The organism is Streptomyces sp. SP17BM10 (genome assembly GCF_036322405.1).
GTDB lineage: Bacteria > Actinomycetota > Actinomycetes > Streptomycetales > Streptomycetaceae > Kitasatospora.
The window spans coordinates 179,437-206,289 of record NZ_JAQYXB010000680.1 but is presented as its reverse complement, the minus strand read 5'-3'; the positions used below and the strand labels follow the sequence as shown (position 1 = coordinate 206,289).

27 protein-coding genes and 1 pseudogene are annotated in these 26,853 nt (G+C 75.2%); 13 read left to right on the top strand and 15 right to left on the bottom strand.

Annotated features, from left to right (window positions below; genetic code table 11):
• Positions 1–148: 148 nt before the first annotated feature.
• Positions 149–757, top strand: a pseudogene (locus PUR71_RS39085) (carbohydrate ABC transporter permease); the annotation flags it as partial.
• An 11-nt stretch (positions 758–768) separates the two neighbouring features.
• Here the strand turns inward: PUR71_RS39085 and PUR71_RS39080 are convergent.
• The 6 genes from PUR71_RS39080 to PUR71_RS39055 form a co-directional block, all read right to left on the bottom strand.
• Positions 769–1,515, bottom strand: a complete 747-nt coding sequence (locus PUR71_RS39080) for a VOC family protein (protein WP_329932041.1) — start codon at positions 1,513–1,515, stop codon at positions 769–771.
• Positions 1,516–1,589: 74 nt separating this feature from the next.
• On the bottom strand, positions 1,590–2,228 hold the full coding sequence (locus PUR71_RS39075; RefSeq protein ID WP_329932040.1) for an alpha-ketoglutarate-dependent dioxygenase AlkB: 639 nt from the start codon (positions 2,226–2,228) through the stop codon (positions 1,590–1,592).
• A 278-nt stretch (positions 2,229–2,506) separates the two neighbouring features.
• Positions 2,507–2,986, bottom strand: coding sequence for a GerMN domain-containing protein (locus tag PUR71_RS39070; protein WP_329932039.1), 480 nt, complete (start codon positions 2,984–2,986; stop codon positions 2,507–2,509).
• Positions 2,983–4,614, bottom strand: a complete 1,632-nt coding sequence (locus PUR71_RS39065; protein ID WP_329932038.1) for a sensor histidine kinase — start codon at positions 4,612–4,614, stop codon at positions 2,983–2,985. Before PUR71_RS39065 ends, PUR71_RS39070 begins: the two co-directional genes overlap by 4 nt.
• Positions 4,611–5,291, bottom strand: coding sequence for a response regulator transcription factor (locus PUR71_RS39060; protein WP_329932037.1), 681 nt, complete (start codon positions 5,289–5,291; stop codon positions 4,611–4,613). Before PUR71_RS39060 ends, PUR71_RS39065 begins: the two co-directional genes overlap by 4 nt.
• A gap of 347 nt (positions 5,292–5,638) precedes the next feature.
• Positions 5,639–6,661, bottom strand: coding sequence for a hypothetical protein (locus PUR71_RS39055; RefSeq protein WP_329932036.1), 1,023 nt, complete (start codon positions 6,659–6,661; stop codon positions 5,639–5,641).
• Between the two features lie 216 nt (positions 6,662–6,877).
• Here PUR71_RS39055 and PUR71_RS39050 point away from each other — a divergent pair, with 216 nt between their 5' ends.
• From PUR71_RS39050 to PUR71_RS39010, 9 genes are all read left to right on the top strand, one after another.
• A complete protein-coding gene (locus PUR71_RS39050; protein ID WP_329932035.1) occupies positions 6,878–7,288 on the top strand; it encodes a VOC family protein in 411 nt (136 codons plus the stop codon).
• Positions 7,289–7,391: 103 nt separating this feature from the next.
• Positions 7,392–7,784: a helix-turn-helix domain-containing protein gene (locus PUR71_RS39045; RefSeq protein WP_329932034.1), complete on the top strand. Its 393-nt coding sequence runs from the start codon at positions 7,392–7,394 to the stop codon at positions 7,782–7,784.
• A 278-nt stretch (positions 7,785–8,062) separates the two neighbouring features.
• Positions 8,063–9,256, top strand: coding sequence for a peptidoglycan-binding protein (locus PUR71_RS39040; RefSeq protein WP_329932033.1), 1,194 nt, complete (start codon positions 8,063–8,065; stop codon positions 9,254–9,256).
• Between the two features lie 138 nt (positions 9,257–9,394).
• Positions 9,395–10,012 (top strand): DUF2269 domain-containing protein, encoded by a 618-nt coding sequence (locus PUR71_RS39035; RefSeq protein ID WP_329932032.1) that lies wholly within the window; start codon positions 9,395–9,397, stop codon positions 10,010–10,012.
• 45 nt (positions 10,013–10,057) lie between these two features.
• Positions 10,058–11,110, top strand: coding sequence for an MsnO8 family LLM class oxidoreductase (locus tag PUR71_RS39030; RefSeq protein ID WP_329932031.1), 1,053 nt, complete (start codon positions 10,058–10,060; stop codon positions 11,108–11,110).
• Between the two features lie 626 nt (positions 11,111–11,736).
• Entirely contained in the window at positions 11,737–12,120 is a 384-nt protein-coding gene (locus PUR71_RS39025; RefSeq protein WP_329932030.1) for a hypothetical protein, read from the top strand.
• Positions 12,117–13,220, top strand: a complete 1,104-nt coding sequence (locus PUR71_RS39020; protein ID WP_329932029.1) for a hypothetical protein — start codon at positions 12,117–12,119, stop codon at positions 13,218–13,220. Before PUR71_RS39025 ends, PUR71_RS39020 begins: the two co-directional genes overlap by 4 nt.
• Positions 13,221–13,302: 82 nt before the next feature.
• Positions 13,303–13,698 (top strand): roadblock/LC7 domain-containing protein, encoded by a 396-nt coding sequence (locus tag PUR71_RS39015; RefSeq protein WP_329932028.1) that lies wholly within the window; start codon positions 13,303–13,305, stop codon positions 13,696–13,698.
• Between the two features lie 126 nt (positions 13,699–13,824).
• The gene (locus PUR71_RS39010) at positions 13,825–14,199 is read left to right on the top strand and encodes a hypothetical protein (protein WP_329932027.1); all 375 of its coding nucleotides are present in this window, start codon (positions 13,825–13,827) and stop codon (positions 14,197–14,199) included.
• Between the two features lie 61 nt (positions 14,200–14,260).
• On the opposite strand, the gene PUR71_RS39005 is transcribed toward PUR71_RS39010, so the two are convergent.
• The 6 genes from PUR71_RS39005 to PUR71_RS38980 all read right to left on the bottom strand — a co-directional run bounded on the left by PUR71_RS39005 (position 14,261) and on the right by PUR71_RS38980 (position 19,629).
• A complete protein-coding gene (locus tag PUR71_RS39005) occupies positions 14,261–14,704 on the bottom strand; it encodes a DUF6188 family protein (protein WP_329932026.1) in 444 nt (147 codons plus the stop codon).
• Positions 14,705–14,738: 34 nt separating this feature from the next.
• Positions 14,739–15,857: an NUDIX hydrolase gene (locus tag PUR71_RS39000; protein WP_329932025.1), complete on the bottom strand. Its 1,119-nt coding sequence runs from the start codon at positions 15,855–15,857 to the stop codon at positions 14,739–14,741.
• 167 nt (positions 15,858–16,024) lie between these two features.
• Positions 16,025–16,909 carry an SGNH/GDSL hydrolase family protein gene (locus PUR71_RS38995; RefSeq protein WP_329932024.1) on the bottom strand — a complete coding sequence of 295 codons (885 nt, stop codon included), beginning with the start codon at positions 16,907–16,909 and terminating at the stop codon, positions 16,025–16,027.
• Positions 16,884–18,110 carry a glycosyltransferase gene (locus PUR71_RS38990; RefSeq protein ID WP_329932023.1) on the bottom strand — a complete coding sequence of 409 codons (1,227 nt, stop codon included), beginning with the start codon at positions 18,108–18,110 and terminating at the stop codon, positions 16,884–16,886. Before PUR71_RS38990 ends, PUR71_RS38995 begins: the two co-directional genes overlap by 26 nt.
• The gene (locus PUR71_RS38985; protein WP_329932022.1) at positions 18,107–19,339 is read right to left on the bottom strand and encodes a glycosyltransferase family 4 protein; all 1,233 of its coding nucleotides are present in this window, start codon (positions 19,337–19,339) and stop codon (positions 18,107–18,109) included. The genes PUR71_RS38990 and PUR71_RS38985 overlap by 4 nt, the downstream gene beginning before the upstream one ends.
• A 104-nt stretch (positions 19,340–19,443) precedes the next feature.
• Positions 19,444–19,629 carry a YegP family protein gene (locus PUR71_RS38980; protein ID WP_329932021.1) on the bottom strand — a complete coding sequence of 62 codons (186 nt, stop codon included), beginning with the start codon at positions 19,627–19,629 and terminating at the stop codon, positions 19,444–19,446.
• A gap of 536 nt (positions 19,630–20,165) precedes the next feature.
• On the opposite strand from PUR71_RS38980, the gene PUR71_RS38975 reads away from it, so the two are divergent.
• Complete coding sequence (locus tag PUR71_RS38975) at positions 20,166–20,393, top strand: hypothetical protein (protein WP_329932020.1); 228 nt, start codon at positions 20,166–20,168, stop codon at positions 20,391–20,393.
• Between the two features lie 58 nt (positions 20,394–20,451).
• On the opposite strand, the gene PUR71_RS38970 is transcribed toward PUR71_RS38975, so the two are convergent.
• Entirely contained in the window at positions 20,452–22,548 is a 2,097-nt protein-coding gene (locus PUR71_RS38970; protein WP_329932019.1) for an MMPL family transporter, read from the bottom strand.
• A gap of 95 nt (positions 22,549–22,643) precedes the next feature.
• Positions 22,644–23,600: a deoxyribonuclease IV gene (locus PUR71_RS38965; protein WP_329932018.1), complete on the bottom strand. Its 957-nt coding sequence runs from the start codon at positions 23,598–23,600 to the stop codon at positions 22,644–22,646.
• Positions 23,601–23,883: 283 nt separating this feature from the next.
• Here PUR71_RS38965 and PUR71_RS38960 point away from each other — a divergent pair, with 283 nt between their 5' ends.
• On the top strand, positions 23,884–24,951 hold the full coding sequence (locus PUR71_RS38960) for a right-handed parallel beta-helix repeat-containing protein (protein WP_329932017.1): 1,068 nt from the start codon (positions 23,884–23,886) through the stop codon (positions 24,949–24,951).
• Between the two features lie 36 nt (positions 24,952–24,987).
• Complete coding sequence (locus PUR71_RS38955) at positions 24,988–26,031, top strand: methyltransferase (RefSeq protein WP_329932016.1); 1,044 nt, start codon at positions 24,988–24,990, stop codon at positions 26,029–26,031.
• Positions 26,032–26,102: 71 nt separating this feature from the next.
• Here PUR71_RS38955 and PUR71_RS38950 read toward each other — a convergent pair whose 3' ends face one another.
• Positions 26,103–26,771 (bottom strand): class F sortase, encoded by a 669-nt coding sequence (locus PUR71_RS38950; RefSeq protein WP_329932053.1) that lies wholly within the window; start codon positions 26,769–26,771, stop codon positions 26,103–26,105.
• Between the last annotated feature and the right edge of the window lie 82 nt (positions 26,772–26,853).

Sequence of the window (26,853 nt, the reverse complement as noted above, 5' to 3'; positions counted from 1 at the left end):
TGTTCTTCTCGTCGCGAGGGAGATGATCTCTCGTCAGGCGTCAGTGGTGCTACCAGAGCACGTCCTACTTTCAGTAGGAAGAGTCCGTGCGACCCGGGCCTGGCGCTCTATCGTCGGACGAGGTCCGGTACCTATTCGGGTGCCGGACCTCGTGCTGTCGGCGGTGGTCGTGTTCCTGGCGGCGGTCGCGGTGACGCGGTTCCGCTTCCGGTTCCGCACGACGGTCATGGTGATGTTCCTGATCGCGCAGATGATCCCGGTCGAGGCGCTGACCATCCCGCTGTTCTTCATGTTCCGCGACGCCGGTCGCTACGGCCCGGGGATCGGGTTGAACACGCTCGTGTCGCTGGTGCTGGTGCAGGTGGCGTTCTCGCTGCCGTTCGGGATCTGGATGGTGCGCGGCTTCGTCGCCGCCGTGCCGGAGTCCATCGAGGAGGCCGCGCAGATCGACGGCGCGAGCCGGGCCCGCATCCTGTGGCGGATCCTGCTGCCGCTGGTGGCACCGGGATTGGCGGCGACGAGCGTGTTCTCGTTCATCGCGGCCTGGAACGACTTCGTGTTCGCGAAGACGTTCATCATCAGCGCCACCCGGAACCAGACCCTGCCCTCTGCCCTGCTGGTCTTCTTCAAGCCGGACGAGAACGACTGGGGCGCCATCATGGCGGCGTCGACGCTGATGACGGTGCCGGTGCTGGTGTTCTTCATCGCGGTGCAGCGCAAGCTGGTGTCCGGCCTCGCGGGAGCGGTCAAGGACTGAGGAGGGGCCTCTCAGGCCGCTTCCGCGGACTCGTCGGGCGGGACGGCGATCAGGGTGAACTCCGCGCCGCCGTCGTCCCGGACCAGCGCCGACCGGCCGAACGGCGTCGGCTCCGGGCCGGTGAGGACGGTGCCGCCGAGGGTGCGGACCCGCTCGGCGGCGCGGTCGGCGTCGGCCGTCGCGAACGACGTCAGCCACGCGGCGCCCGCGCCCCGCGACGGGCCGATGCCGCCGGCCGGGAGGCCCTGGGCGCGGAACACGGCGTAGCCGCCGCGGGGGCGGTCGTGGGTGACGCCGAACACCTGCCGGTAGAACGCGCGGGCGGTGTCCGGGTCGGGGGAGAGGTGCTCGTTCCAGGTGAACGTGCCGGGCTCGTTGACCAGCCCCGCGCCCGGGACCGGCCCGCCCTGCCAGAGCCCGAAGCGGGCGCCCTGCGGATCGGCGGCGAGCGCCGCCCGGCCCTGGTCGGGCACGTCGTACGGCTCGCGCAGGAGCCGCCCGCCCGCGGTGCGGACGGCGGCGGCGCTGCGGCGGACGTCGGGGGTGGCGAGGCAGGTGAGCCAGGCGGGCGGTTCGGACGGCGGCCCGACGGCCGCGACCTGGGCGCCGTACAGCGTGGCGACCGCCTCGGCCGGGCCGGTCGGCACGAAGTCCCAGCCGAACAGCCCGCGGTAGAAGCGCCGCGCCCGCTCGACGTCCGGCACCGCGAGCGCCACCCAGCACGGGACGCCCTCGCGGTACCTGCCCGCCTTCGGCATGCCGCCGCCTCCTGCGCTCGGGCGTGTTCCCTCCGGCCAGCGTCCACGCCCGGTGCGTCGGCGGCAACCGGGGTTCAGGCCACGCCGCGCGGCCGGAACTGGACGCTGATCCGCGGGCCCACCGGCCGGGCCGTCTTCGGGATCGCGTGTTCCCAGGTCCGCTGGCAGGAGCCGCCCATCACGACGAGGTCCCCGTGCCCGACCCGGTGCCGCACGACGGCGCCCCCGCCGTACCGGGGCCGCAGCAGCAGGGCGCGCGGCTCGCCGACGGACAGGATCGCGACCATGGTGTCCTCGTGGTTCCCGCGCCCGATCCGGTCGCCGTGCCAGGCGACGCTGTCCCGGCCGTCGCGGTAGTAGCAGAGGCCGAGGGTCCGGAACGGCTCGCCGAGCTCCTCGGCGTAGTGCGCGCTGAGCGCCTCGCGCGCCTCGGCCAGCACCGGGTGCGGGGCCTCGGCGCCCTCGGGATAGGACGCGAGCAGCCGGGGGACGTCCACCATGCGCTCGTACATCTCGCGGCGCTCCGCCCGCCAGGGCACCTCGGCGGCCAGCTGTTCGAACACCCGGTCGGCCCCGCGCAGCCATCCGGGCAGCACGTCGAGCCACGCCCCGTCCCCGAGCACCACCCGCCGCACACCGCGCAGCGACCCGAGGCGGACGTCCTCGCCGGGGTCGTCGAACAGCGAGGGCTGGAGGTGAACGGTGCCGTGCATGGCTCCAGCCTACGCCCCTTATTCGAACATGCACTCGAATAAGGGGGATCGTCGCCGTGCCTCGGCCAGGTCCACGCCGACGCGCTTCACTGGCACGCCGTCCTGGTCGTCGTGCAGGAGGGAGGACTGGCGCTCCTCGGGCTCGTGCCCTCTGCCCGCGGGGAAGGCGGCGTGGAGCTGTTCGAATCCGGTCGCGGAGGTCCGGCCCCGCCGGGCCGGGGTGCGCCATGCGTGCTGCCGCCGTGCGAGCTGCCGGGCGGCGGGAACAGGGCGCAGGGTCAGCCGTTGCGGTGGAGGTCGCACTGCTGCTGGATCGCGCTCGGGGCGTCGCTGCTCACGATGGAGACGTGGGGCGTCGGCCCGATGGCGGGGGCGTCCTCGGTGGTGCAGACGAGCTGCTGGATCGCGGTGGTGCTGAGCGAGGCGGTCGGCCAGGACAGGCGCAGCGTGACGGCGCCGGGGGTGGCGGTGGCCTGGACCTTGCCGGTGGCGGGCAGGTCGCTGTAGAGGCCGGTGCGTCGCTCGGCCTGGTCGGGGCCGGTGAGCAGGCTGTCGAGGGTCTGCTGGAGGTCCTCGCGCCGGCCGCCGGGCCGGATGGCGAGCCGGATGCCCTGCGGGCCGGGGAAGTAGAGCCGGGTGCCCGGTTCGATGCCGGTGGCGGGCAGCCCGCTGCGGACCGGTCCGGTGCTCGGGATCGAGCAGCCGCACGCGAGCAGGAGCAGGGCGGTGGCGGCGGCCAGGCGGCGGGGGGTCGTCACTGGTCCTCCGAGGGGGTGCCGAGGGGCAGGACGAGCGTGAACACCGCTCCGCCCGCCGGGGAGTTGGCGGCCTCGATGATGCCGCCGTGCAGTCGCGCGTTCTCCTGGGCGATGGCGAGGCCGAGCCCGCTGCCCTCGGAGCGGGCGCGGGACTTGTCGGCCTTGTAGAACCGGTCGAACAGGTGCGGGAGTTCGGCGGGCGGGATGCCCGGACCGCGGTCGGTGACGGTGAGCACGAGCTCGCCGTCGGCCTCGCGCAGGCCCAGGCGCACCGGCGGGCGGCCGTGGCGCAGCGCGTTGCCGGCGAGGTTGGCGACGATGACGTCGAAGCGGCGGGGGTCGAGCCGCACCGGCAGGGCGGCGGGCAGGTCGGTCTCGATCCGCTCGGACCAGCCGCGCAGGTCGAGGGTCTCGCGCACGGCCGAGGCCGCGTCGACGTCCTCGGTGCGCAGCGGGGCGGCGCCGGCGTCGAGGCGGGAGATCTCGATGAGGTCGTTGACGAGGCGGGTGAGCCGCTGGGTCTCGTTGCTGATCATGCGCAGCGCGGTGCCGGTGTCGGGCGGGAGCTGTTCGGCGTCCTCGTCGAGGATGTCGGTGACGGCGAGCATGGCGGCGAGCGGGGTGCGCAGTTCGTGGGAGACGTCGGCGGCGAAGCGCCGGCCCTGGCTCTCGATGGCGCGCAGTTCCTCGATGGTGCCCTGGAGGGTGCGCGCGGTGTGGTTGAACGTCTTAGAGAGCTGGGCGAGTTCGTCGTGGCCGGTGACGGTGAGCCGGGTGTCGAGCCGGCCCTGGGCGAGGGCGCGGGCGGCGTCGCCCAGGGCCCGGACCGGGCGCAGCACCTGCCGGGCGGCGAACAGGGCGAGTCCGGCGGCGAGGACGGCGGCGAACACGCCGGCCCCGGCGGCCCCGGCGAGGATCTCGTTGGCGGCGCCCTGTTCGCGGTCGAGCGGGAGGATCGCGTAGACGGTGAGGCCGGAGGGGGTGCCGGAGCCGGCGGGGGCCTTGGCGGGGACGCCGGTGGTCGTGCCGGAAGGGGCGTAGGTGACGGGCACCCCGGCGGCGAGCCACGGGTGGCCGTCGGCGGCGAAGCGCTGGAAGGCGGCGCGGCCGGAGCCGACGGTGGCCTGGAGGGAGGGCGGGACGGCGACGGGCTGGGTCCACTCGGAGTGGATCGTCCCGTAGGAGGCCAGGACGCGCCAGTCGCGGAAGCCGTTGGTGCCCGACAACTGCCCGGCCAGGCGGTCGAGTTCGGCCTGGGTCGGCGGGAAGGGCAGGGCGGGCGAGAGGACGTCGATGCGCCGGCGCAGCTCGTCGAGGGTGGTGTCCTGGGTGAGGTCGAGGGTGGAGTTGGTCGCGGCCCGGTAGGTGAGGGCGGCGGTGGCGAGCGCGCTGATGGCGGCGACGGCGAGGAACGCGGCGAGCATGCGGGGGCGCAGCCTGGCGACGGCGCGGCGCAGGCGCAGCAGGCGGTGCCGTCCGGGCCGGGGCGGCCGCGCGGCGGCGGGCTGCTCGGCCTGGGGCTGGTCGGTCCGGGGCTGTCCGGATGTGGGCTTTCCGGCGGCGGTTCTGCCGGCGGCGGTTCTGCCGGAGGGGGTGTCGGCCGGCGGGTTCCGGCGTCCTACGCTCACAGCGGTCCGAAGCGGTAGCCGAAACCGCGGACGGTCTGGACGTAGCGGGGTGCGGCGGGGCTGTCCTCGATCTTGGCGCGCAGCCGGTTCACCCCGGCGTCGACGAGCCGGATGTCGTCCTGGCGGCCGAGGCCCCACACTGACTCCAGGAGCTGCTCGCGGCTGAACGCGCGCCCGGGCGCGGCGGCGAGCTCCAGCAGCAGGCGCAGGTCGTTGGGGGCGAGGAGCAGGGGGACGCCGTGCCTGGTGACGGTGAGCGCGGCGCGGTCGAGGACGAGGTCGCCGAGGGTCTCGCGGACGGGCTCGGGGCCGGGGCCGCCGGCGCGGCGCAGCACGGCGCGGATCCGGGCGTCCAGGACGCGGGACTGGGTGGGCTTGACGACGTAGTCGTCCGCGCCGGCCTTCAGGCCGAGGACGGTGTCGACGTCGTCCCCGAGGGCGGTCAGCATGATCACCGGGGTGGGGCCGTCCGCGCGCAGGCGGCGGCACACCTCCAGGCCGTCGATGCCGGGCAGCATCAGGTCGAGCACCACGATCTCGGGCGGCTCCCGGTGGGCCTCGGCCAGCCCTTCCTCGCCGGACGCGGCGGTGCGCACGGCGTGGCCCTGGCGGCGCAGGCCGAGCGCGAGCGCGTCGCGCACCGACGCGTCGTCCTCGATCAGTAGTACTCGTGGCATGTCTGCCAGTATCGGCGCTGGTCAGGCGTGCTCCGGACCACGGCGCGGGGTGGGCGGCCAGTTGTTGCGAAACCTGTCGCACGTTGTTGCGAAACGGTCATACGCGGCTCACGGGGCCCGCAAGCGCGCGGCCGAGGGTGGTGGTCGTCCACCCCTTGACGAGGAGCAGCACCGTGCGCCATCACGACGAACCCCGGCCCCCGGAGCACCGCCGTGCTGCGCGCGGTGACGGCGGGGGTGGGAACCGGGCGCAGACGGGGGAGGCGCTGGAGCGGCTCCTGCCGTGACTGCGGGACAACGGGTACGTCTTCGGCTTCCCGAAGCGGTGAAACGACACCGTGCGGGCGTCAGCCCTTGGAGCCGGGGACGGTGGCGTCGGGCGTCCGGCCGTCCTGCGCCTGCTGGGCGCGGGCGGCGAGGAGGCGGGCGAAGGCGGTGAGGGCGGGCGCGTCGGCCGCGTCCGCGTCCGCGCCGGAGTCGCTGATGGACAGGAGCGTCGTGCCGACCCGGACCAAGGCCTCCATGCCCTCGGCTCCGTGCGACCTGGCGGCGCTCTGGTCACCGATCGACGGGAGGGGCACGGCCGCTGCCGCGTCGGCGCCGCCCACCTGCGTCAGCATCGCGTCGAAGGCCCGCCCGGCCGTCGCGGCGGAGGCGAACGTGACCACGACGAACTTCGCGCTGTGTCGCGGGCCGGCACGGAACGTCACGGTGGCGTAGGCGAGTTGCTGGTCGCAGGCGTCCCGGACGAAGCACGGGACGCCGTCGCCCGAGCTCGTCCCGGACTGCGGCGCGGTCTCGACCCGCCAGCCGCCCGGCATCGCGGCCGGGCCGGGCAGGACGCCCTGCGCCTGCGCCGGGTCGCGCAGCGCCGTCGCGGCGTGGTCGATGCCGTGGACGCCGGGCTGGAGGAGCGGCCGGTTGCCGAGGTTGATCCCGAGGGCGACGAGGGACGCGACCACCACGAGGGCGAGCGTCACCAGGATCCCGCCGGTGGCGCGCCGTCCGGACACGGGCTTCAGCCGGAGCTGCACCGTCCCGGCGTCGCCGGGTCTCGCCTGGAGGTGGACGGTCGGCGGATCCGCGGGCTTCGTCCGGAGCCGGACCGTCGATGGGTTCGCGGGCGGGCCCAGCTCCGTCGAGAGCAGGTAGCGGGCGAAGGCCGGGTCCTCGGCGAGCAGCCGGCCGACGGCGGCGGTGAGCGCGGCCCGCGCCCGCGGGTCCGCCGGATCAGCGCCGGCGGCGGCCTCCGCGGCCCCGCCGCCGGGCACCGCCCGCAGCCGCGTGCGCACGAGCTGCGCCACCGCCGAGCCGGGCGCCCGGACCAGCGCGTCCACGGTCGCGGTCACCAGTTCCTGGCCGTCCCCCATGACAACTCCCCCCAGCGCACGAGTCGTTGACACCACCATCCCGGAAGCCGGGCGGTTCGGGGCCCCGGTCGACGAGAACGGGGACGGAACCGCGACGGGTTTCGGACGCGCCCGGGACGTACCCCGGCGGCCCGGGCCCCAACCGGTCGGGAGCGGGTCGGGAACCGGTCAGGAATCGAGAAGCGCGGTCCACCGGCCGCCCCTAGCATCGTCGGCATGGACCTCACGATTCACACCACCGTCCTCCCGCACGTCGACCCGGACGCGTCCGTGGCCTTCTACCGCGACGTCCTCGGCTTCGAGGTCCGCAGCGACGTCGGCCAGGGCACGATGCGCTGGATCACCGTGGGGCCGCCCGGCGGCGCCGGCACCTCCATCCTGCTGGCGCCGCCGGCCGCCGACCCCAACGTCACCGAGGACGAGCGCCGCACCGTCAACGAGATGATGGCCAAGGGCACGTACGGCTGGATCCTGCTGGCCACCCGGGACCTCGACGCCACCTTCGAGAAGGTGCAGGCCGGCGACACCGAGGTCGTGCAGGAGCCGACGAACCAGCCCTACGGCGTCCGCGACTGCGCCTTCCGCGACCCGGCGGGCAACCTCGTCCGCATCCAGGAACTCCGCTGAACCCGGGCCCGGCGCCGGCCCGCCCGGCGCCGGCCCCGGCCGCCCGAGGCCACAGACGAGAGCCGGCGCACGCACCGACGCCGCCGGCGAAGGGGGTTCTTCCATGTGCCACCCCGGATGGGCGCGCGCCCGCATCGCGGCGCAGCGCCTGAGCGACTTCGCGCGGCTGCGCCGCGTGCGCGACCGGATCGACCGCGAGTACGCGCGCCCGCTGGACGTCGGGGCGCTCGCCCGTGCCGCCCGGATGCCTGCCGGGCAGCTCGGCCGCGAGTTCCGGCTCGCGTACGGTGCCTCGCCGTACGGGTACCTGACGGCGCGCCGCGTCGAGCGGGCCGTCGCGCTCCTGGTGGGCGGCGGCGACCCCGCCGGGGTGTGGGCAGCGGTCGGCTGCGCCACGCCGGGCGTCCTGCGCGAGCGCTTCACCGAGCTCGTCGGCGCGGCGCCCGCGGAGTTCGCCGGCGGCTGCGCCCGCGCGGGGGCGGTCGCGCCCGTCTGAGCGTCACCCGACGGGCATCGACACGCGGACGGCCCGCCCGCCGTACGAGGCCGGGACGACGACCTCGCGGTGGGTGTGGCGTGCGCCGCAGGGGGTGTGTGGTCCGTACGGAAATGCGATTGCCCGCCGACTATCCGAACGGGCGGGCGGGCCCGGAGGGCTCGGCGGGGATCCGTTCCGCGTCCGGGTCATCCGGAGGCTTGGACCTGCCGATAACGGCAACGATGTCCGTGCCCCGTCACTCCGTACTCCCTCACGTTCCGTCCGGAGGACACGCCATGCCCGAGCTGTGGCTGCCCGGCGCCGAGGTCCACGACCTCGGCGATCACGCCCCCACCGACCAGCAGTACCCGCCGAAGGCCATCGCGCACATCACCTGGGACCGCGACGCCAGCGCCGCCGCCCCGCAGGACTGGTGCACGTTCGACGACCTCGTCACCTACTTCACCACCAGCGGCGCCGGCGACGCGCCGCACATCATCTGGGACCCGTTCAGCGGCCGGACGGCCCAGCTGTTCCCCGCCGACTCCCGCTCCAAGAGCCTCCTCAGCCCGCCCGGGATCCCGACCCGCACCAACCGCGCGGGCCGGGTCGTCATCCAGATCGAGGCGGTCTTCTTCCCCTACTGCCGCCACGGGGGCACGGTCTACCCGCGCCTCGTCGACACCCCGTGCGCCGGCTGGGGCCTCCTGCACGCCTGGATCGCCTCGTGGGGCGTGCCCGACGTCTGGCCGATGGGCCGGCCCACCGACTTCGCCGGCCACCGCGACGAGCACGTGTGGGAGACCCGCGGCGGCTGGTACGCCCACGCCCACGTCCCCGACAACGACCACACCGACCCCGGCTCCTGGCCGGACTTCACCGGCGGCCCGTCCCTCCCGCCCCCACCGCCGGGCGGGCCCACCCCGCCCGCCGAACCCGTCCCGGCCCGCTACCAGGTCACCGTCAACGGCCTCCGCTACGGCTACGGCGCCCACGGCTACCAGGTCACCGTCGTCGGCCGGGCGCTCGTCGCCCGGGGCTCCGGCGGCCACTACCGGTCCGGCCCCGGCCCGGACTGGACCGACGCCGACACCCTCAACTACGCCGACTACCAGCGGAGCCTGGGCTACACGGGCCCGGCGGCGGACGGCGTCCCCGGCCCGGCCTCGCTGCTGCGCCTGCTCGGCTACCTGCCCGGCCCGCGCACCGTCTCGCTCGCCCACGTCGTCGAGGCGGCCGGCACCGACCCGGGCGCCGAGCAGGGGCACCGGACGCACGGCGCCGAGGTCGCGATCGTCGAGCAGGCGCTGGCGGACGAGGGGCTGCTCGAACAGCGGTGGGTCGACGGCTCGTTCGGCAGTCTGACGGTCACCGCCTACGCCGGGTGGCAGCGCCGCTGCGGGTACTCCGACGCCGCCGCGGACGGCATCCCCGGGCACGACTCGCTCCAACGGCTCGGCGCTGCCCACGACTTCACCGTGACGGGGTGAGGCGGGCTCCTGCTGCTCGTGTCGTCCGGCGTACTCGGCCGGGAGTAGTCGGAGTTACTCCCGTCGGCAGATGTCGGATGAGGGGAGGGCGGGGGAGGCTGAGCGCGGTCTGATGGGCCTCTATCGAAGGAGGTACGGATGCGCTCGCTCCCGGAGTCCTCGCCGCCGTCCGGGGTGGCCGGCCCGGCCACCCCGGGTCGGTCCTCGGGCCGCGCGCCGGCCCGGTCGTCGCCGGGGTCGTCGCGGCGGCTGTCCCCGGTCGCCCGGAAGTGGCTGGTGGTCGTGCACCTGGTGGCGTCGGTGGGCTGGCTGGCGCTGATGCTCTGCCTGCTCACCCTCGCCGCCGCGGCGCTCGCGACGCACGACGCCGACCGGCTGCGCGCGGCCTACCGGGCGATGGGACTGCTCGGGGACGTCCTGGTCCTGCCGCTGAGCCTGCTGACGTTCGGCAGCGGGGTGGTGCTGGGGCTGGGCACGAGCTGGGGGCTGTTCCGCCACTACTGGGTGAGCACGAAGTTCTGGCTCACGCTCGCGGCGCTGGGCGCGTCGGTGTTCGCGCTCCCGGACCGCCTGCACGACGCGGTGCGGGCGGCGGCCGCGCACCCGGTCGGGCCGGTCTCCGGGGCGGACCTCGGCTTCGTCCGGTACAACGTGGTGATCGTCCCGTCCGTGGCGCTGGCGCTCTACCTGTTCATGGTGGTGCTGTCCGTCCACAAGCCCTGGGGGCGGCGGACACGGCGAATACCCGACCGGTAGGTGGCCGGGAAATACCTGAGCGGTGCGCCCGCGTTGTCCCCGCACGTGACCACTGCACAACCCGCGTTCCGACTCTCCGTGCTGGACCGCTCCCGTACCAGGCGAGGGGAGGAGCCGGCGCAGGCCCTGCGGAGCACGGTCGAGTTCGCCCGGCGGGCGGAGTCCTTCGGCTACCACCGGTTCTGGGTCTCGGAGCACCACGGCGTGCCGGGGGTGGCCGGCTCGGCGCCGACGGTGCTCGCGGCGGCGGTGGCGGCGGCCACGTCCCGGATCCGGGTCGGGACGGGCGGCGTGATGTTGCCCAACCACCAGCCGATCGTGGTGGCGGAGCAGTTCGGCGTGCTGGCCTCGCTCTTCCCCGGCCGGATCGACATGGGCCTCGGGAGGTCGGTGGGCTTCACCGACGGTGTCCGGCGGGCGCTGGGGCGCGAGAAGGACGCCGCCGACGACTTCGGGGCGCAGCTGGCCGAGCTGCTCGGCTGGTTCGACGGCACGCAGCAGGCTCACCGCGGCGTCCACGCCCGCCCGGCCGAGGGCCTGCGGGTGCCGCCGTTCGTCCTCGCCACGGGTGCGGGTGCCGACCTGGCGGCCGAGGCCGGGCTGCCGCTGGTGATCGCCGCCCCGCGCGGGGAGGAGCGGATGCTGGAGGCCATCGACCGCTACCGCACGCGCTTCCGTCCCTCCGCGCACGCCACCGAACCGTACGTGGTGGTCTCCGGCACCGTCGCGGTGGCCGACACCGAGGAGCGGGCGCGCGAGTTGCTCGTCCCCGAGGCCTGGTCGGGCGCGTACTCCCGGACGCACGGCGAGTTCCCGCCGCTCGTCCCGGCCGCCGAGGTCCTCGCCCGGCCGATGACGGCGCGCGAGCGGGCCGCGTACGAGCAGTCGCTCGCGGGTCACATCGCCGGCACCCCGGCGCGGGCCGCCGCCGAGGTGGCCGCGCTGGTGGCCCGCGCGGGCGCCGACGAGTTCCTGGTCACCACGAGCACCTACGACCGGGCCACCATGACGGAGTCCTACCGGCTGCTCGCAGAGGCGGCCGGGCTGCCCGCCGGGGCCTCGGGCACCCCTGACGCGATTTCTGAACAGGTGCGCTGACCTGCTACTGTTCTTCTCGTCGGGAGGGAACGACCTCCCGGACATGCGTCAGCGGTGCTACCAGAGCACGTCCCACTTTCAGTGGGGAGAGTCCGTGCGACCCGGGCCTGGCGCTCCACCCGAAGGGGCTCGTTCCGTCCAGCGGAACGGGCCCCTTCGCCGTTTCCGGACTCGTCCCTGACTCGTGCTGGTCTTGTCCCGGGGCTCTTTCGCCCGCGCCCGGCCGGGCGCCCGCTGCCGCGGCCGTTCCCGCCGGCGTCTCTCCGCGTCCACCCCCCCGTTCCGGCCGTCCGGTTCCTTTATCGCATTCGCCGGCCGAAACCCTCCGGCGCGGCCGACTATCGGCCAAGGTCCCGTTCCAGGTGGCCGACGAGCGGTGGATGGCGACACCGCCCCGGCCAGCGGGTTTCGATGGCGACGCAGAGTCGATGGTCCGTCACGGCATGGCCGGAACTCACTGCTACTGGTGTGAATATGCCATTGGAATGTTCGTCATACGGAATCCGGCAGTAGCCTTCCGTGTCGAACCCGCCACTCGTCGTGGCGGTCCGGTCGGCGCCGCGCTGCGCGCCCGGCCGCGCAGCATTCCCCCGTGCGATGGACGACCCCCCCACGAAGGAGCCGGTGTGCCGGGTATCGACGAATGCCTCTCCGGAGCGATGGCGATCACCGGCGCGCGTTCCGCGAGCCTGGTCGACTGGAGCAGCGGACTCGCGCTCGGCAGCCTGGGCGAGAGCCCGGCCGGCGAGCACGAGACCACGGCGGCCGAGACAACCGACCTGGTACGGGCGGCCGTTGAGAGCCAGACCTTCACCGCGTCGGAGGACCGCCGGGCACCGCTGCAGGACATCATCGTCACTGCGGGCCGCAGTTACCACCTGATCTGCTTCATCGACACCGTTTTCGACAGCAGGCTCGTCCTGCACCTGTGGCTGGACCGCGAGGAGGGCAACCTCGCCGGTGCCCGCTACCGCCTCCAGGCGCTCGCCGAGGAACTGGTGCTCGGGTGAGCGCGCACGCGGCCCCGACGGCCGTGCTGCCCCCGGCGGTTCCGCGGACGCCGGGGGAGGCGGTCGACCTGCTCGCCGCCCGCGAGGCCACCGGCGCCCTGCGCGGCCCGCTCGGCAGCGTCTATCTCACCGACGGCCTGGTGACCCACGCCGAGTCCGACCGCGCCCCCGACCTGGGTGACCTCCTCACCGGCTGCGGCCGGCTCGCGCCGGGGGAGTGGCGCGAACTCGTCGAGGTCCACGGCCCGCAGGCCCGGGTCGCGGCGGCGCTGGTCGAACGGGGCCGGATCACCCGCGGCGAGCTCGAACTCGGCCACCTGGAAACGCTGTTCGACGCGGCCTTCTTCGTCCTCGCCGACACCGGCGGCGGCCTCTGGCGCTTCGAGACCGGCGCCCGGCACTGGCTCGGTCCGGTCTCGGCGGTCGACGCGGCACGGGTCTGCCGGGAGTCCGAGCGCCGCCGGCGCCTGCTGGACGGCATCTGGCCCTGGGCACAGCTCGACACCGCGCCGGTCCGCCCGGCCGAGGCCACCCGGCGGCCGTCCCGCCGACCGCCCGGCCGGCGCCGGCGGGAACTGCTCGACCACGCGGACGGCCGAAGAACCCCCGCCGAACTGGCCCGGCTGCTCGGTCGGTCAGGGTTCGGCGTGACGGCGGACGTCCGCCGGCTGGCCGCGGCCGGGCTGCTCGACCCCGCTCCGGCGGTCGTGCCGGGGCCGGTCTCCGTCCCCGGACCGGCTGCCGTCGCCGCGCAGGCACCGACCGCCGTCCCCGCGCAGCCGCCGCCAGCGCCAGGGCAAGCCTCAGCGCCGGCACCCGTACCCATACCCGTCTCCGAAATCCCGCGCTCCCCCGGCCTGCACCGCCGCGTCCCCGGCGCCACCCTCACCAGTGCCGGGGTGCCCGGAGCCGTCGCACCCGGGCCCCGCCCGTTCGGCGCCCACGCTGCCGGGGCTCCGGGGCACGGAGCCCCGGCACCCGGCGCCGCCCCCCGTTCCGACCGCCAGCCGATCCCGGCGGCGGCCCATCCGCTGACCGTGCCCGATCCGGACGTCGCGCTGCTGACCCGGGTCCTGACCCTCCTGGAGGCCCGACTTTGAGCCACTCTCCGCCCGCGACCCCGCCGTACCGGCCATGAGGCGGGCGCTCAAGCAGCGTGTCGGAAGGAGACAACTGATCGCCTTGGAGACCGAGCTGCTCGCCGAGCTCCGTGCCGTCAAGCACCGCATCCCGCACCTCGCCGGTGGTCTGGTGGCCAGCGTGGACGGCCTGCTGGTCGCCCACGACACCCACGGGACCGAGCCGTCCGGCCTGGCCGCGATGACTGCGGCCTCCCTGTCCCTCGCCCAGCGGCTCGCCGACACGACGGGCCAGGGCGAGTTCCGGGAGTCCCTGGTGCGCGGCGAACACGGCTACGTCGCCACCTACGCGGCCGGCGGCAGCTGCGTGCTGACGCTGCTGGCCCACCCGGACGTCAACGTCGGCCGCCTGCACCTGGAGGCCCGCCGCTCGGCCCGGCGGATCGCCGGGCTGCTCACCGACGCCCTGGTGCCCAAGGACCCGCGCGAGGCCGGCTGACCGGCCGTCCGCCACCCGAACCGCCCACCGACACCACAGACCCGCCCGACCGGGCCGGACCGTACCGATCCACAACCCGATCAAGTACCCGATCCATCACCGGATCCACCGAAACGGAGTCACGACATGACCGACGCAGCCGGCGCCCTCAAGCAGGCCATGACCGTCATCGAGGGCGCCATCGGCGCCGCGCTCGTCGACTACAACAGCGGCATGGCGCTCGCCACCCTCGACGGCCCCGGCGGGCTGGACCTCAACGTGGCCGCCGCCGGGAACACCGACGTGGTCCGCGCCAAGATGCGCACCATGGACATGCTGGGCCTCCAGGACGGCATCGAGGACATCCTGATCACCCTCAGCACCCAGTACCACCTGATCCGCCCGCTCACCGGCCGCACCGGCAAGGGCCTGTTCCTCTACCTCGCGCTGGACAAGAACCGCGCCAACCTGGCGATGGCCCGCCACCAGCTCGTCAAGATCGAGGCGGACATGGAGGTCTGACCGGACGTCCGGGGCACCGGGACCGGCGGATCTCCCGCCCGCCGGCCCCGGCCCGCCGGCCTTACCGCCTAGCCCGCGGCCCGCCGGCCGGACCAGTCCCGCCCGCCTGACCCGCCTCGCCCGTCCAGCTGACCTCGCCGCCCGGCAGCCCGGCGCACAGCTCGCCCTCCGGAGTCACCACGCTCCACGGCGCCAGCACCGCGTGCGGGGGCACGGACAGTGCGCCGCCGCCGGTGAAGTCCAGCTCCAGGCCGCCGGCCATGGTGACCCGGGCCGAGCCGACGGTCCGGCCGACGAGTGCGAGCAGCGTCGCCGTCGGGCGGACCGTCAGGGCCGGGAAGAAGTGCTCCACTTCGGCGGGCGTGGCGAAGGACGGCGCCGCGAACCGGAACTCGTGCGCCACCCGCACGGTCACCGGTCCGTCCAGCGTGAGGTCCAGCCGGCCACCGCCGCTGACCGACGCCACCCGGCGCCCGGCCAGCACCTCCCCGATCACGTTCTGCATGCCTCCCAGTGTGGATCACGGCACCGTTCCACTGCTATCCCACCGGCCGCCCGTCCACCAGTTCGAGCGGGCCGCCGCTGCGTTCCCGGGCGGCCAGGGCGGCGGCCGTCCGGCCCCACGAGGGCGCCGACAGCAGGGCCCGGGCCTCGGCCGGCTCGCACAGGCGCCAATCCACCAGCTCGTCCTCGGGGAGGGCGATCGTGGTGAGCATCCGGTCGGTGACCACGCCGCCGTCGTAGACGTACACGAGGACGGCGGCGTCCCGGTCGCGCGCCGGATCGGCGGCGGAGGACGGCAGCCAGTCCAGGACGAGCAGCCGCCCCGGCTCGACCTCCCACCCCAGCTCCTCGCGGACCTCCCGCCTGGCCGCCGCCCGGGGCAGCTCGCGGTCCGCCTCGATGCCGCCGCCCGGGAGGGTCCAGTACGGCACCCGGCCGCGCGGCCCGTCCCACGGCTTCAGCCGGACGAGCAGCACGCGCCCGGCGTCGTCGGTGAACACCGTGCGCGCCTTGGCCCGGATCCGGGGGCGGGAGGCGATGTAGGCCTCCCGGTCCAGCGGCGGCGCCGGGTCCGGCGCCCCGCGGCCCTGGAGCTCCGGGATCCCGGCCGCGCCGGTGTACTCGGGCACCGGCGGTGCGGCCGGGAGGTGCTCGAGCGTGTGCCCGGCCGGCCGACTGTCCTCCAGCTCCAGCGGACCGGCGGTGCGCGGCGCCCGCAGGCAGGCCGTCACCCGGCGCGAGAGCCGGGGCGGCAGCGCGTGTCCCGCCGCCTCCGGCGACAGCCACACCCAGCCGCCGACCTCCGCCGCGTCGGCTCGGATCGCCGCCGCCTGCTCCGCGCCGATCGGCTCCGCCCAGTACAGGTGGGCGGCGATCGGCGGCCGGTGGTCGTCGAGGGTCCAGTCGACGCAGGCCAGCGGCCCGAGCCGGGGCGTGAACCCCAGCTCCTCGCCGATCTCGCGCAGGGCGGTCTCCCTCGGGGAGAGGTCCGTCGGCTCCCAGCCGCCGCCGGGGATCGCCACCGGGTGCCTGCGGTCGTACGGCAGCCGCACCACCAGCACCCGTCCCTGCTCGTCGGGGAACAGCACCCCCGCCGCCGCCAGCAACTCCCGCCCGCTCGACGACGACGCCTCCACGCTCGATGACGCCTCCACTCGGCACTCCCTCCGCCTCGGCCCTGTGATCACGTCCCTCCGGACGACACCGCCGGATACCTGCCCGGTTCCACGCGTGCGTCACCGGTGATCACCCGTCAGTGACCGCCCGGGGCCTTGGGAAGCGGCCGGGGAAGCGCCCCCGGGACGCGCCCCGGGAGCCGCCCTCACCCCAGGGCGGCCAGGGCCTGGGCCGCCGCCCTGGCCATCTGTTCGTCGTGGCGGCCGGTCGCGCCGCGCAGGCGGGCGAGACCCTCGGTCGCCGCGAGGGCCAGCAGCCCCGGGAGGAGGTCGGTGCTGCGGGCGGCCACCCAGCGGGTGCCCTGGGTGGCCATCCACCACACGTCGGCGGCCCGGCCGGGCGGACGTTCGACGGGTTCGCCGCGCGGAACGGGCCCGAGGTCGCGGCCGTCGGCGGCCAGCAGCTCGTGGAAGCGGCGGGCGATCAGCCGGTGCCCCTCGGCGCTGGGGTGCAGGCGGTCGACGCTGAGCAGCCGCCGCTCCTCGCACCAGGGCAGGTCGGCGAGGTGCAGGTGCACGGCGCGGTGGCGCGCGGTGAGGGCGTGCACGACGGTGTTGACCGCCCGCATCCGCCGGGCCAGCGGCCGGGCGAGCGGCGCCGGCAGGCGCAGGAGCGTGCCGGGGTCCGGGAGGCAGGCGGTGAGCAACCGGGCGCCGTGGCCGGACAGTTCGCCGAGGGTGGCGTCCAGTTCCAGGGTGGTGCGGCGGATGTCGAACCCGGCGCGCAGGGTGTCGTTCCCGCCGACCACCACCGCGGCCAGCTCCGGCCTCCGCTCGAGCGCCGCCGGGAGTTGACGTGCCATCAGATCGACCGTGAGGGCGCCACTCCGGGCGAGGTTCGTGAACTCGACGGCCGTCCCCTCCGGCGCCAGCGACCTGGCCAGGACGGCGGCCCAGCCGCGCCAGCCGTCCCCGACGGGATCGCCGACGCCCTCGGTGAGCGAGTCGCCGAGCGCGACGAACCGCACCGGCTCGCCCGCCGGCCGCCGTTCGTCCGCCGTCCACTCACGCGCCGTGTCGAGCACGCTCATCGCGGACCTCCTCTCCCGTGACGGCGTGGGCCGCGACGGCACCGTGCGCCGCCAGGAACGCGGCCACCGCCGCCGGCCACGCGTACCGCTCCGCCTGCGCCCGTGCGGCCGCCCGCCGGGCGTCCTCCGGCCGCGCCAGCACCCGCCCCACCGCCGCCGCGAACCCCTCGCCGGTGTCGGCGGCGGCGACACCCGCGAGACCCACCAGCCCCGGCAGCGCCGAGGATCGGCTGGCCACCACCGGCGTCCCGCACGCGAGCGCCTCCATGGCGGCCAGCCCGAAGGTCTCGACCGGTCCGGGAGCGAGCACGGCGTCCGCGCAGCCCAGCAGCCGGGCCAGCGCCTCCCGGCTGCTCACGTGCCCGAGGAAGCGCACCGGCAGCCGCAGCCGGTCGGCGCGGGCGGCGAGCCGCTCCCGCAGCGGACCGGCGCCCGCGACGACCAGCACCGTCGGCACCCGTCGCGCCCGCAGCTCGGCGAGCGCCTCGATCGCGCGCTCGGGCCGCTTCTCCTGCGAGAGCCGCGAGCACAGGACCAGCAGCGCCTCGTCCGGGTCGGCGTACCGGGCCCGCTCATGCGCCCGCGCGGGCGCCGGGAGGGGGCGCATGGTGTCCAGGTCCACGCCGAGCGGGGCGCGCGCGAGGTTGGGTACGCCGAGGCGCCGGAACTCGGCGGCCGCCCAGCCGGTCGTGCAGACGACGGTGTCGTACGCGCGCGCCGTCGCCGCGTTGAGCCGGTCGGCTGCCAGGGCGGCGACCGGACCGGGCACGCCCCACGTGCCGAGCACCCCGGCGGCGCTCTCGTGGGACACCATCACCGAGCGGACGCCGTGCCGCCGGGCCCAGGCGCCGGTCCAGCGCAGGGTGGTGCGGTCGGAGACCTCCAGCCGGTCGGGCGAGAGCCGGGTGAGCTCGGCGGCCACCGCCCGGCGGTCGGTGAGCAGGCGGTAGCCGCCGCTACCCGGCAGCACCGGCCCGGGCAGCGTGATGACGAGGCCCTGCTCGGTCTCCTCCTCGGAGCGCCGCTCGCCGGGCACGACGAGCACCGGCCGGTGCCCGGCCGCGAGGTACCCGGCGCCGAGGTGCCGCAGCGCGGTCCGCAACCCGCCCGAGACCGGGGTGACGAAGTTCGCGAGCCGCACGATCCGCAGCGGCCCGTCGGCGCTCCCGTACGACGTCCCGTTCATGCCGGCCCCGTTCATGCCGGCAGCTCCTCGGTGATGGCGGCCGTCCCGGCCTGCGGCAGGTCCACCAGCGGCGCAACGGCGGGCGAGGGGACCGTGACCCCGCGGTGCTCCGCGAGCACCTCCGCGTAGTGCCGTAGCAGGAGGTCCCCGACCGACTCCCACGTGCGGGCGGTCACGTCGGCGCGCCCGGCCCGCCCGTACGCGGCCCGCAGCTCGGGGTCGGCGGCCAGTGCGGCCACCGCGCGGGCGACGGCCGCGCCGTCCCGGGGCGGCACGAGCAGGCCGGTCCGGTGGTGGGCGACGAGGTCCAGCGGGCCGCCCGCGGCCGGTCCGACGACCGGGACTCCGCTCGCCATGGCCTCCTGGATGGTCTGGCAGAAGGTCTCCAGCGGGCCGGTGTGGACGAACACGTCCAGCGTGGCGAAACACCGCGCCAGTTCCTCGCCGGTGCGCCGGCCGAGGAACACCGCGCCGGGCATCGAGGCCTTCAGGCCGGGCGCGGACGGACCGTCCCCGATCACCACCACCCGGACCCCGGGCAGTGCCGACGCGGCGGCCAGCAGGTCGACCCGCTTCTCGGGTGCGAGCCGCCCCACGTACCCGACCAGCACCTCCCCGCCCGGTGCCAGCGCCCGGTGCAGGGCCTCGTCGCGGTGGCGGGGGTGGAACCGCACCGAGTCCACCCCGCGCGGCCACAATTGCACCCGGGGCACCCCGTGCGCGGTGAGGTCCTGGACGGCGGGCGTGGACGGCGCCAGCGTCCGGGCGGCGGCGCGGTGGACGGTCCGGATGCGGTGCCAGGCGGCGGCCTCCCCGAGCCCGCGCCCTGCCCGGTAGGCGTGCGCGTACCCGGCGAGGTCGGTCTGGTAGACGGCGATCGCGGGCACCCCGAGCCGCGCCGCGACCTGCGCCCCGCGCGCCCCGAGGACGAACGGGCTGGCCAGGTGCGCGATGTCCGGCCGGTGCGCCGCGATCGCGGCGGTCAGCCGGCGGCTCGGCAGCGCCACCCGCACCTGCGGGTAGCCGGGCAGCGGCACGGAGGGGATCCGCACCACCGGCAGCTCCGCCGCGTCGGTGCCGGTGCCGAACGTGTGCGGCGGGCACGCGGCGCCGTGCGCGGGGGCGGGAGTGACGACGAGGGGTTGGTGGCCCCGGCGGACCAGGTGCTCGGCCGTCCGCAGCACGCTGTGGGCGACTCCGTTGACCTCGGGCGGGAACGACTCGGTGACGATGACGACGCGCATGCCAGTGTTGTGACCGCGCCCGGCATGTATTCGGCCAAAGGGATCTGTCGTACAAACGAACGCGGGTCGGCGATTTGCACCGCCGACCCGCGCACGAGGGTCCGCTATCCGGCGGCCGCCTCCTTGAGCTCCGCGTACGGCGCGAGCCTGCGGATCGACTCGATGCTCCGGATGCAGTCGTCCCGGCTCTCCTGCGGGTCGCCCGTCACGACGATCGACCCGTTGCTCGCCTTGAGCCGGAACCGGTGCATCCCGGTCTCGTCGGTGTACAGCTCGAACTTGCCGGCCATGAAACGCACTCGCCTCTCGATCGGTGACCCCCTCGCACCGCACCGTAGTCACAACGCCCTCCCCCCGCCCCCCGACCGGACCCGTCCGAGTGGCACCCGTCCCCGCGCCGTCCGGCGGACCAGGCGGGTCGGCCGCTTCCCGGAGCAGGGGTGTGAGCGCTCAAGGGGCCTCGGGTGGAGCCGACTTGAGCGATGTGGGCGGCAACCGCGGGGGCGGGTGGTCGACGCGGTACATGTGGCGCCGCGCCTCGGGCGCGCCGGACAGGAGACCGGCGAGCGCTCAGCACCTCGAGTTCGCGACGTCCCGCTCGCGCCCGGCGTGCGGTACTGACGGCCGTTCGGGTGAGGCCCGGCGGTCCGCCTTCACCCGGGCGAGGGAGATCGGTCACCCGGTTGTCTCAGCGGGCTTGCGGCGTGGGTGGGTTCGTGCGGGTTCGTGTGCAAATCTGTGCTGGTGCCCGCGGGGCGGCCGGGTGAGGTTCGCGGTCGGCTCCTGGGCGTTCCCTCATGACCAGAGACCACCCAAAGGACATTTGATGTCGCTTCGTGGAAACATCCGCAAGGTCGCCGTGATCGTGGCCGTCACCGGCGCCGCCGCCCTCGCGGCGCCGGCCCCGGCGATGGCGCACTGGCACGCGTCGGACATGTCGTCCGGCCAGAGCCTGGACTCGGGTTCGGCCGGTGTCGGCCTGTTCGGCCCGCACGCCAGCTGGTTCAACTTCCGCGAGCACAGCGAGGACGCCTGCATCGGCGACTGCAGCTGATCCGGCTGATCCGGCTGGGCTGACCGTGGGTCCGGGGAGTGTTCGGCGCTCCCCGGGCTCACGTGCGTCCGCTCGGCTCCATCTGCCGGACCTCGGCCGGCCGGGAGAGCGGGCTCGGCCACCAGATGTGCCGGCCGAGGTCGACGGTGAGCGCGGTCACCAGCACCGACCGCACCACCAGGGTGTCGATGAGGACGCCCAGCGCGACGGCGAACCCGATCTCCGCGAGCCCCACGACGGGCAGGGTGCCGAGCACGGCGAAGGTGCTGGCGAGGATCAGCCCCGCCGACGTGATGACGCCGCCGGTGGCGGCGAGGCCCGCGACGGCCCCCTCGCGGGTGCCGCGGTGGGCGGCCTCCTCGCGCACGCGCGTCATCAGGAAGATGTTGTAGTCGATGCCGAGGGCGACCAGGAAGACGAAGACGAACAGCGGGAACGCGTTGTCCTCGCCCTGGAACCCGAAGACGTGCTCGAAGAAGAACACACTGATGGCGAGCGTCGCCGCGTACGAGAGCACGACGGTCGCGATCAGCACGAGCGGCGCGGTGACGGCCCGCAGCAGCAGCGCGAGGATGACCAGGACGACGCCGAGGACGAGCGGGATGATCGCCCGGTTGTCGTTGCCGGCGGCCCGGCCGGCGTCGAGGATCACCGCGGTGTTGCCGCCGACCTTGGCGTCGGCGCCCGGGACGGCGTGGACGGCGGCGCGGACCCGGTCCACGGTGTCCTTCGCCGCCTGGCTGTCCGGCGGGTCCGTGAGCGTGGCCTGGAAGCGCGCCTGCCCGGCGTGCGTCATGGGCGCGGACGTCCCGGCGACGCCGGGCGTGGACTGCGCGGCGGCCCGGACGGCGTCCGCGCCCGCCGCCGTCGAGATGACGGTGAGCGGTGAGCCGGTGCCGGCGGGGAAGTGCTGCTCCAGCACCTGCTGGCCGACGACGGAGTCCGGCGTGCCGGTGAACGAGGCGGCGGTGCCGAGCCCGTTGGCGTTGAGCGACACCAGCCCGACGCAGCAGGCCGAGAGGGCGAGCGCCGTCCCGACCCAGACCTTGCGCGGGCGGCGGGCGATCCACGTGCCGATGTGCGCCCAGCGGCCGGTCCTCGTCGGCTCGGCCGTGCCGTAGCCGGGCTTGACCGGCCAGAACACCCACCGTCCCATGATCACCAGCAGCGCGGGCAGCAGCGTCAGCATGGCCGCCAGCGCGACCAGCACCCCGATGGCGCACACCGGACCGAGGCCGCGGGTGGAGTTCATCTCGGCGATCAGCAGGCACAGCATCGACGCGACGACGGTCGCCGAGGACGCCAGGATCGCGGGCCCGGCCCGGTGCAGGGCGAACGCCATCGCCTCGTGGCGGTCCTCGTGGCGGCGCAGTTCCTCGCGGTAGCGGGCGGTGAGCAGCAGGGCGTAGTCGGTGCCCGCGCCGAGGACGAGCACGACCAGGATGCCGGCGCTCTGCGCGTTGACGGTGAGCCCGGCGTGCTCGGCGAGCAGGTAGATGACGGCCTCGGCGACGGTGAGTGCGCCGGCGGCGGAGATCAGCGGGAGGGTCCAGAGCACCGGGCTGCGGTAGGTGAGCAGCAGCAGCACGATCACGACGCTGACGGTGGCGACGAGCAGGGAGCTGTCGATGCCGGCGAAGGCCTTGGCCTGGTCGGCGCCGACCCCGGCCGGGCCGGTGACGTGGGTGGTCATGCCGTGGCTGTCGGCGGCGGCGGTGGCGCGCAGGCTGTCCACGGCGGGGCGCAGGTCGTTCCAGCCGTTGGTGCCGACGTCGATCGGGACGATCGTCTGCATGGCCTGCCCGTCGCCGGACACCACCGGACCGATGACCGGTCCGAGGACGTGCGGGGCGGTGGCGAACGTGGCGGCGTCGCGGGCGCCCTGGGCCCGGTCGGCGGGGGTGAGCCCGCCGGGGCGGTCGTAGACGACGACGGCCTGGGCGGTCTCGATCGGCTGGAAGGCGCGCTGTTCGTTCAGCACCTTCGTCGACTCGGCGTTGCCGGGCAGCCAGCTGGACGCCTGGTTGTCCTCGGCGCCCATGAGCTTCCCGGCGAGCGGGCCGGTGGCGACCAGCAGGATCAGCCAGATCGCCAGCACCACCCATTTGCCGCGGTGGCCGCACGGCAGCGCGGCGAGTTTGCGGGTAGCGGTCATCGCGGGACCCCAGGAGCCGGAGGCAGTGACTCGTCCAGCCTGCCATCGCGGCCCCGGACCGGCCTCCCGAGAGCCCGCGCCCGGTCGGGGACCCGCTACACCCTGACGGTGGCCCGCTCGCGCAGCTCCTTCAGGGCGGTGATGTCCATCGCGTGCCCGGTGCCGTCCCCGCCGTGCTTGCGGTCGGGCGTCTCGACGACCAGCGGCACGCCGGCCGTCGCCGGGTGCTCGAACAGCTCGCGGAACGGCTCCGCGCCGATCATCCCGGCGCCGATGTTGGCGTGCCGGTCCTTGCGCGCGCCGACGACGTCCTCGGAGTCGTTGGCGTGGATCAGCCGCAGCCGGCCGGGACCGGCGGCGTCGACCAGCGCGTCCAGGGCCGCCGTGACGCCGCCCGGCACGGCGAGGTCGTGCCCGGCGGCGAAGGCGTGGCAGGTGTCGAGGCAGACGCCGACCTTCGGGTGGCCCTCCAGCGCCTCGACGTACTCGGCGAGGTCCTCCATCCGGGAGCAGAGGGAGCTGCCCTGGCCGGCCGTCGGTTCCAGCAGCAGCCAGGGCGCGTCGTCGCCGAGCGCGTCGAGTTCGTCCAGCAGCGGCCGGACGTCCGCCCGCACCTGGGCCATCGCCTCGGCCCGGCGGGAGCCGCCCCCGGGTGCCGTGCCGACGGCGGAGCCGGTGTGAAGGACGACCCCGAGGGCGCCGATCGCGTGCCCGCGAAGCAGGGAGTGGCGCAGTGAGACGGCCGAGCGCTCCCTCGTCGCGGGGTTGTCGGAGCCGAAGTTGATCAGGTACGGCGCGTGCACCCAGGCAGGGACGCCCTGCTCGGCGCAGGCGGTGCGGAACTCCTCGTCCTGCGCGGGGTTGCCCGGCGGCGTGGCCCAGCCGCGCGGGTTCGCCACGAACACCTGCACCGTCTCCGCGCCGACCCGCCGCGCGTACGCGAGGCCGGTCCCGGCCAGACCGCGGGCGGCGACCGGCACGTGGGCGCCGATCGGGTTGCGGACGATGGCGGCGGGCGGTACGGGAGCGGTGCTGTTCACGGCCCCGAGCATGCCACGCGGCCGGGCGTGTCCCGAAAACGGGCCCGGCGGCGCCGTCCGGGCCCCGCCCGGCGCGCCGTGCCGGGCCGTACCGCCGACCGGCCGACGCCCCGTCAGTCCCGCAGCCCAGCCCTGGTGGCGGGCCCACCCGGGCGCCCATAGCGTCGATTCGGTCGTCCCCACCGTCCGTCATCACCCGCACACACCACGTACCGCGCAGGACGAGCGCCGCGCCAGGACGTCCCGGCGCCGACGGCGTCCCGGGCCCCGCGCGGAGGAAAGAACAGGTCCACACATGCCCACGCGACGGGTCCACCACCTCGCCGCGGCCACCGCCGCGGTCTGCTCCCTGACCACCGTCCTCGCCGCCGCCCCCGCCCACGCGGCCGAGCCGGCGCTGATCCTCGTCCACCCCGGCGAATCGATCCAGCGGGCCGTCGACGCCGCCCGGCCCGGCGACACCGTCCAGGTCCTGCCCGGCACGTACCGCGGCAGCGTCCGCGTCACCACCCCCGGCCTCACCCTGCGCGGCGCCGGCCCCGCCACCGTGATCGTGCCCGGCGACGGCACCGAGAACGCCTGCGCCACCGCCGGCCACGGCCTCTGCGTGGACGGCACCGAGGCGGCCCCGCTGCCCGACGTCACCATCGAGGCCCTCGCCGTCACGGGCTTCACCAGGAACGGCATCGACGCCAGCGGCACCACCGGCCTGACCGTCCGCGCCACCTACGTCCACGACAACGGCCAGCAGGGCATCAGCCAGGAGATCTCCACCAGGGCCGTCATCCTCGGCAACCGCGCGACCGACAACGGCCAGTCCGGCGTCTTCCTCGCCAACTACGCCTACCGCGAGGGCGGCGCGCCCGACACCGGGGGCACCCGCGTCGAGGGCAACGAGCTCTCCGGGAACCGGGTCGGCGTCACCGTGCGCCGGCTGCGCGCGCTGACCGTCCAGGGCAACGAGATCAGCGGCAACTGCGGTGGGGTCTTCGTGGTCGGCGACGAGGGCGTGCCCCGCGCCGGGGACCTCGACGTCAGGAAGAACCGGGTGGTCGCCAACAACAAGTTCTGCCCCGCCAATCCCCGCCTCGGCGCCATCCAGGGCGCCGGCATCGTGCTCACCGGCACCGAGGACGCCCGGGTGACCGACAACGAGGTCCACGACAACGTCGGCCGCACGGACTTCTCCGGCGGCATCGTCCTGTTCAAGAGCGTCGTCGGCGTCCCCAACACCCGGGTGAGCGTCACCGGCAACAAGCTGAGCGGCAACGGCCCCGCGGACCTCGCCGACCGCGACACCGGCACCGGCAACACCTTCGCCCGCAACACCTGCGCCGTGTCCGAGCCGTCCGGCCGCTGCTGAAGCCCACCGTCACCCCAGACCCCCGAAGGACCGCCCATGACCACCGCACCCGCCCACACCAGCCCCCAGGCCGCGATGCGCCTGCGCGAGCTCGTCTTCGGCGCCGCCTGCGCCGCGGCCGTCCGGGCCGCCGCCCGGCTCGGCGTCGCCGACGCGCTCGGCGACACGCCGATGACCGTCACCGAGCTCTCCGCCGCGCTCGACATCGAACCCCGCCCGCTGCGCCGCCTGCTGCGCGCGCTCACCTGCTACGGCATCTTCGCCGAGACGGCCGAGCCTGGCGAGGAGCGCTTCGAGCACACCGAGATGTCCCGCCTGCTGCGCGAGGACGCCCCCAACTCGCTGCGCTACATCTCCCTCTGGTGCACCGAACCGTGGACCTGGGAGGCCTGGCCGAAGCTGGACGAGGCGGTGCGCTCGGGCCGCAACGTCTTCCCTGAGCTGTTCGGCAAGGAGTTCTTCGACTACCTGCACAGCGACGCGCACGACTCGGCGAAGGTCTTCGACAAGGCGATGACCACCTCCAGCCGGCAGTCCGCCCGGGACTTCGCCGACTACCTGGACCTCACCGGTGTCGACTCGGTGGCGGACATCGGCGGCGGCCAGGGCCACGTCCTCGCCAGCCTGCTGGAGAAGCACCCGGCGCTGCACGGCACCCTGCTCGACCTGCCCAAGGTGGTGGCCGGGGCGGACGCGCGGCTCCAGGACGGCGGCGCGTTCTCGGCGCGGGCCCGCCTGGTGCCCGGGGACTGCCGCAAGGACATCCCCGTCCGCGCCGACCTCTACATCATCAAGAACATCCTGGAGTGGGACGACGAGAGCACCCGCCGCACCCTCGGCAACGTCGTGGCCGTGGCCCGGCCGGGCGCGCGCGTCGTGGTCGTCGAGAATCTCGTCGACGACAGCCCGTCGATGCGCTTCACCACCGCGATGGACCTGATGCTGCTGCTCAACGTCGGCGGCGCGAAGCACTCCAAGGAGAGCCTGGTCCGGCTGATGGAGGCGGCCGGCCTGGACGTCTCCGACGTCCGCCCGGTCAACCCCTACCTGCACGCCTTCGAGGCCACCGTCCGCGGCTGACCCGCCCACCGCGCGCCGAACGGCCGCTGCCCCCCGACTCGACGGGGAGCAGCGGCCGTTGCGCGTGGAGGTCACGCCTTGTGCGAGGACTCCAGGTGGGCGAACACGACGACGTTGTCGAGGTAGTCCCGCCGCTTCTTGTCGTACACGCCGCCGCAGGTGATCAGCCGCAGCTGCGCGTCCGGGGTCTTGCCGTACACCTTCTGGTCGGGGAAGGCGTTCTTGGCGAAGGTCTCGACGGAATCCACCGAGAACACCGCGACGGTGCCGTCCGCGCGCGCCACCTCGACCTTGTTGCCCGGCAGCAGCAGGCTCAGCAGCAGGAACACCGCCGGGCCCTTGGTGGTGTCGACGTGGCCGGCGACGACGGCGCTGCCGCGCTCACCCGGGGTCGCGCCGTCCTTGTACCAGCCGACCAGGTTCTTGTCGTCCGGCGGCGGGGCGTTGAGCTGGCCCGCCGGGCCGAGCGTCAGCTCGGTGAAGGGGGCGTCCACGGCGATCTGCGGGATCCGCAGCCGGGTCGGCTTGGACCGCTTCAGCGCCGGTGCCGCCGGTGCCGCCGCCGCGCCCGTGGCGGCCGTCGGGCCCGGCTTGCCCGCCGCGGCGGGGGAGGCCGACGGGCCGGGGGCGGCCGGTGCGGTGGCGGCCGGGGGAGCGGCCTCGGCGGACGAGGACTCGTCGGCGGTCCGGGAGTCCACCGAGTTGTACATCAGCAGCACGCCGACCGCTGCCGCGCTCATGCCGACGCGTAGCAGCTTGGACGTGCCAGGGACGGGAAGCACCGAGGCCCACCTTTCCGGAACGGCGCCCGCGGGAGGGCGC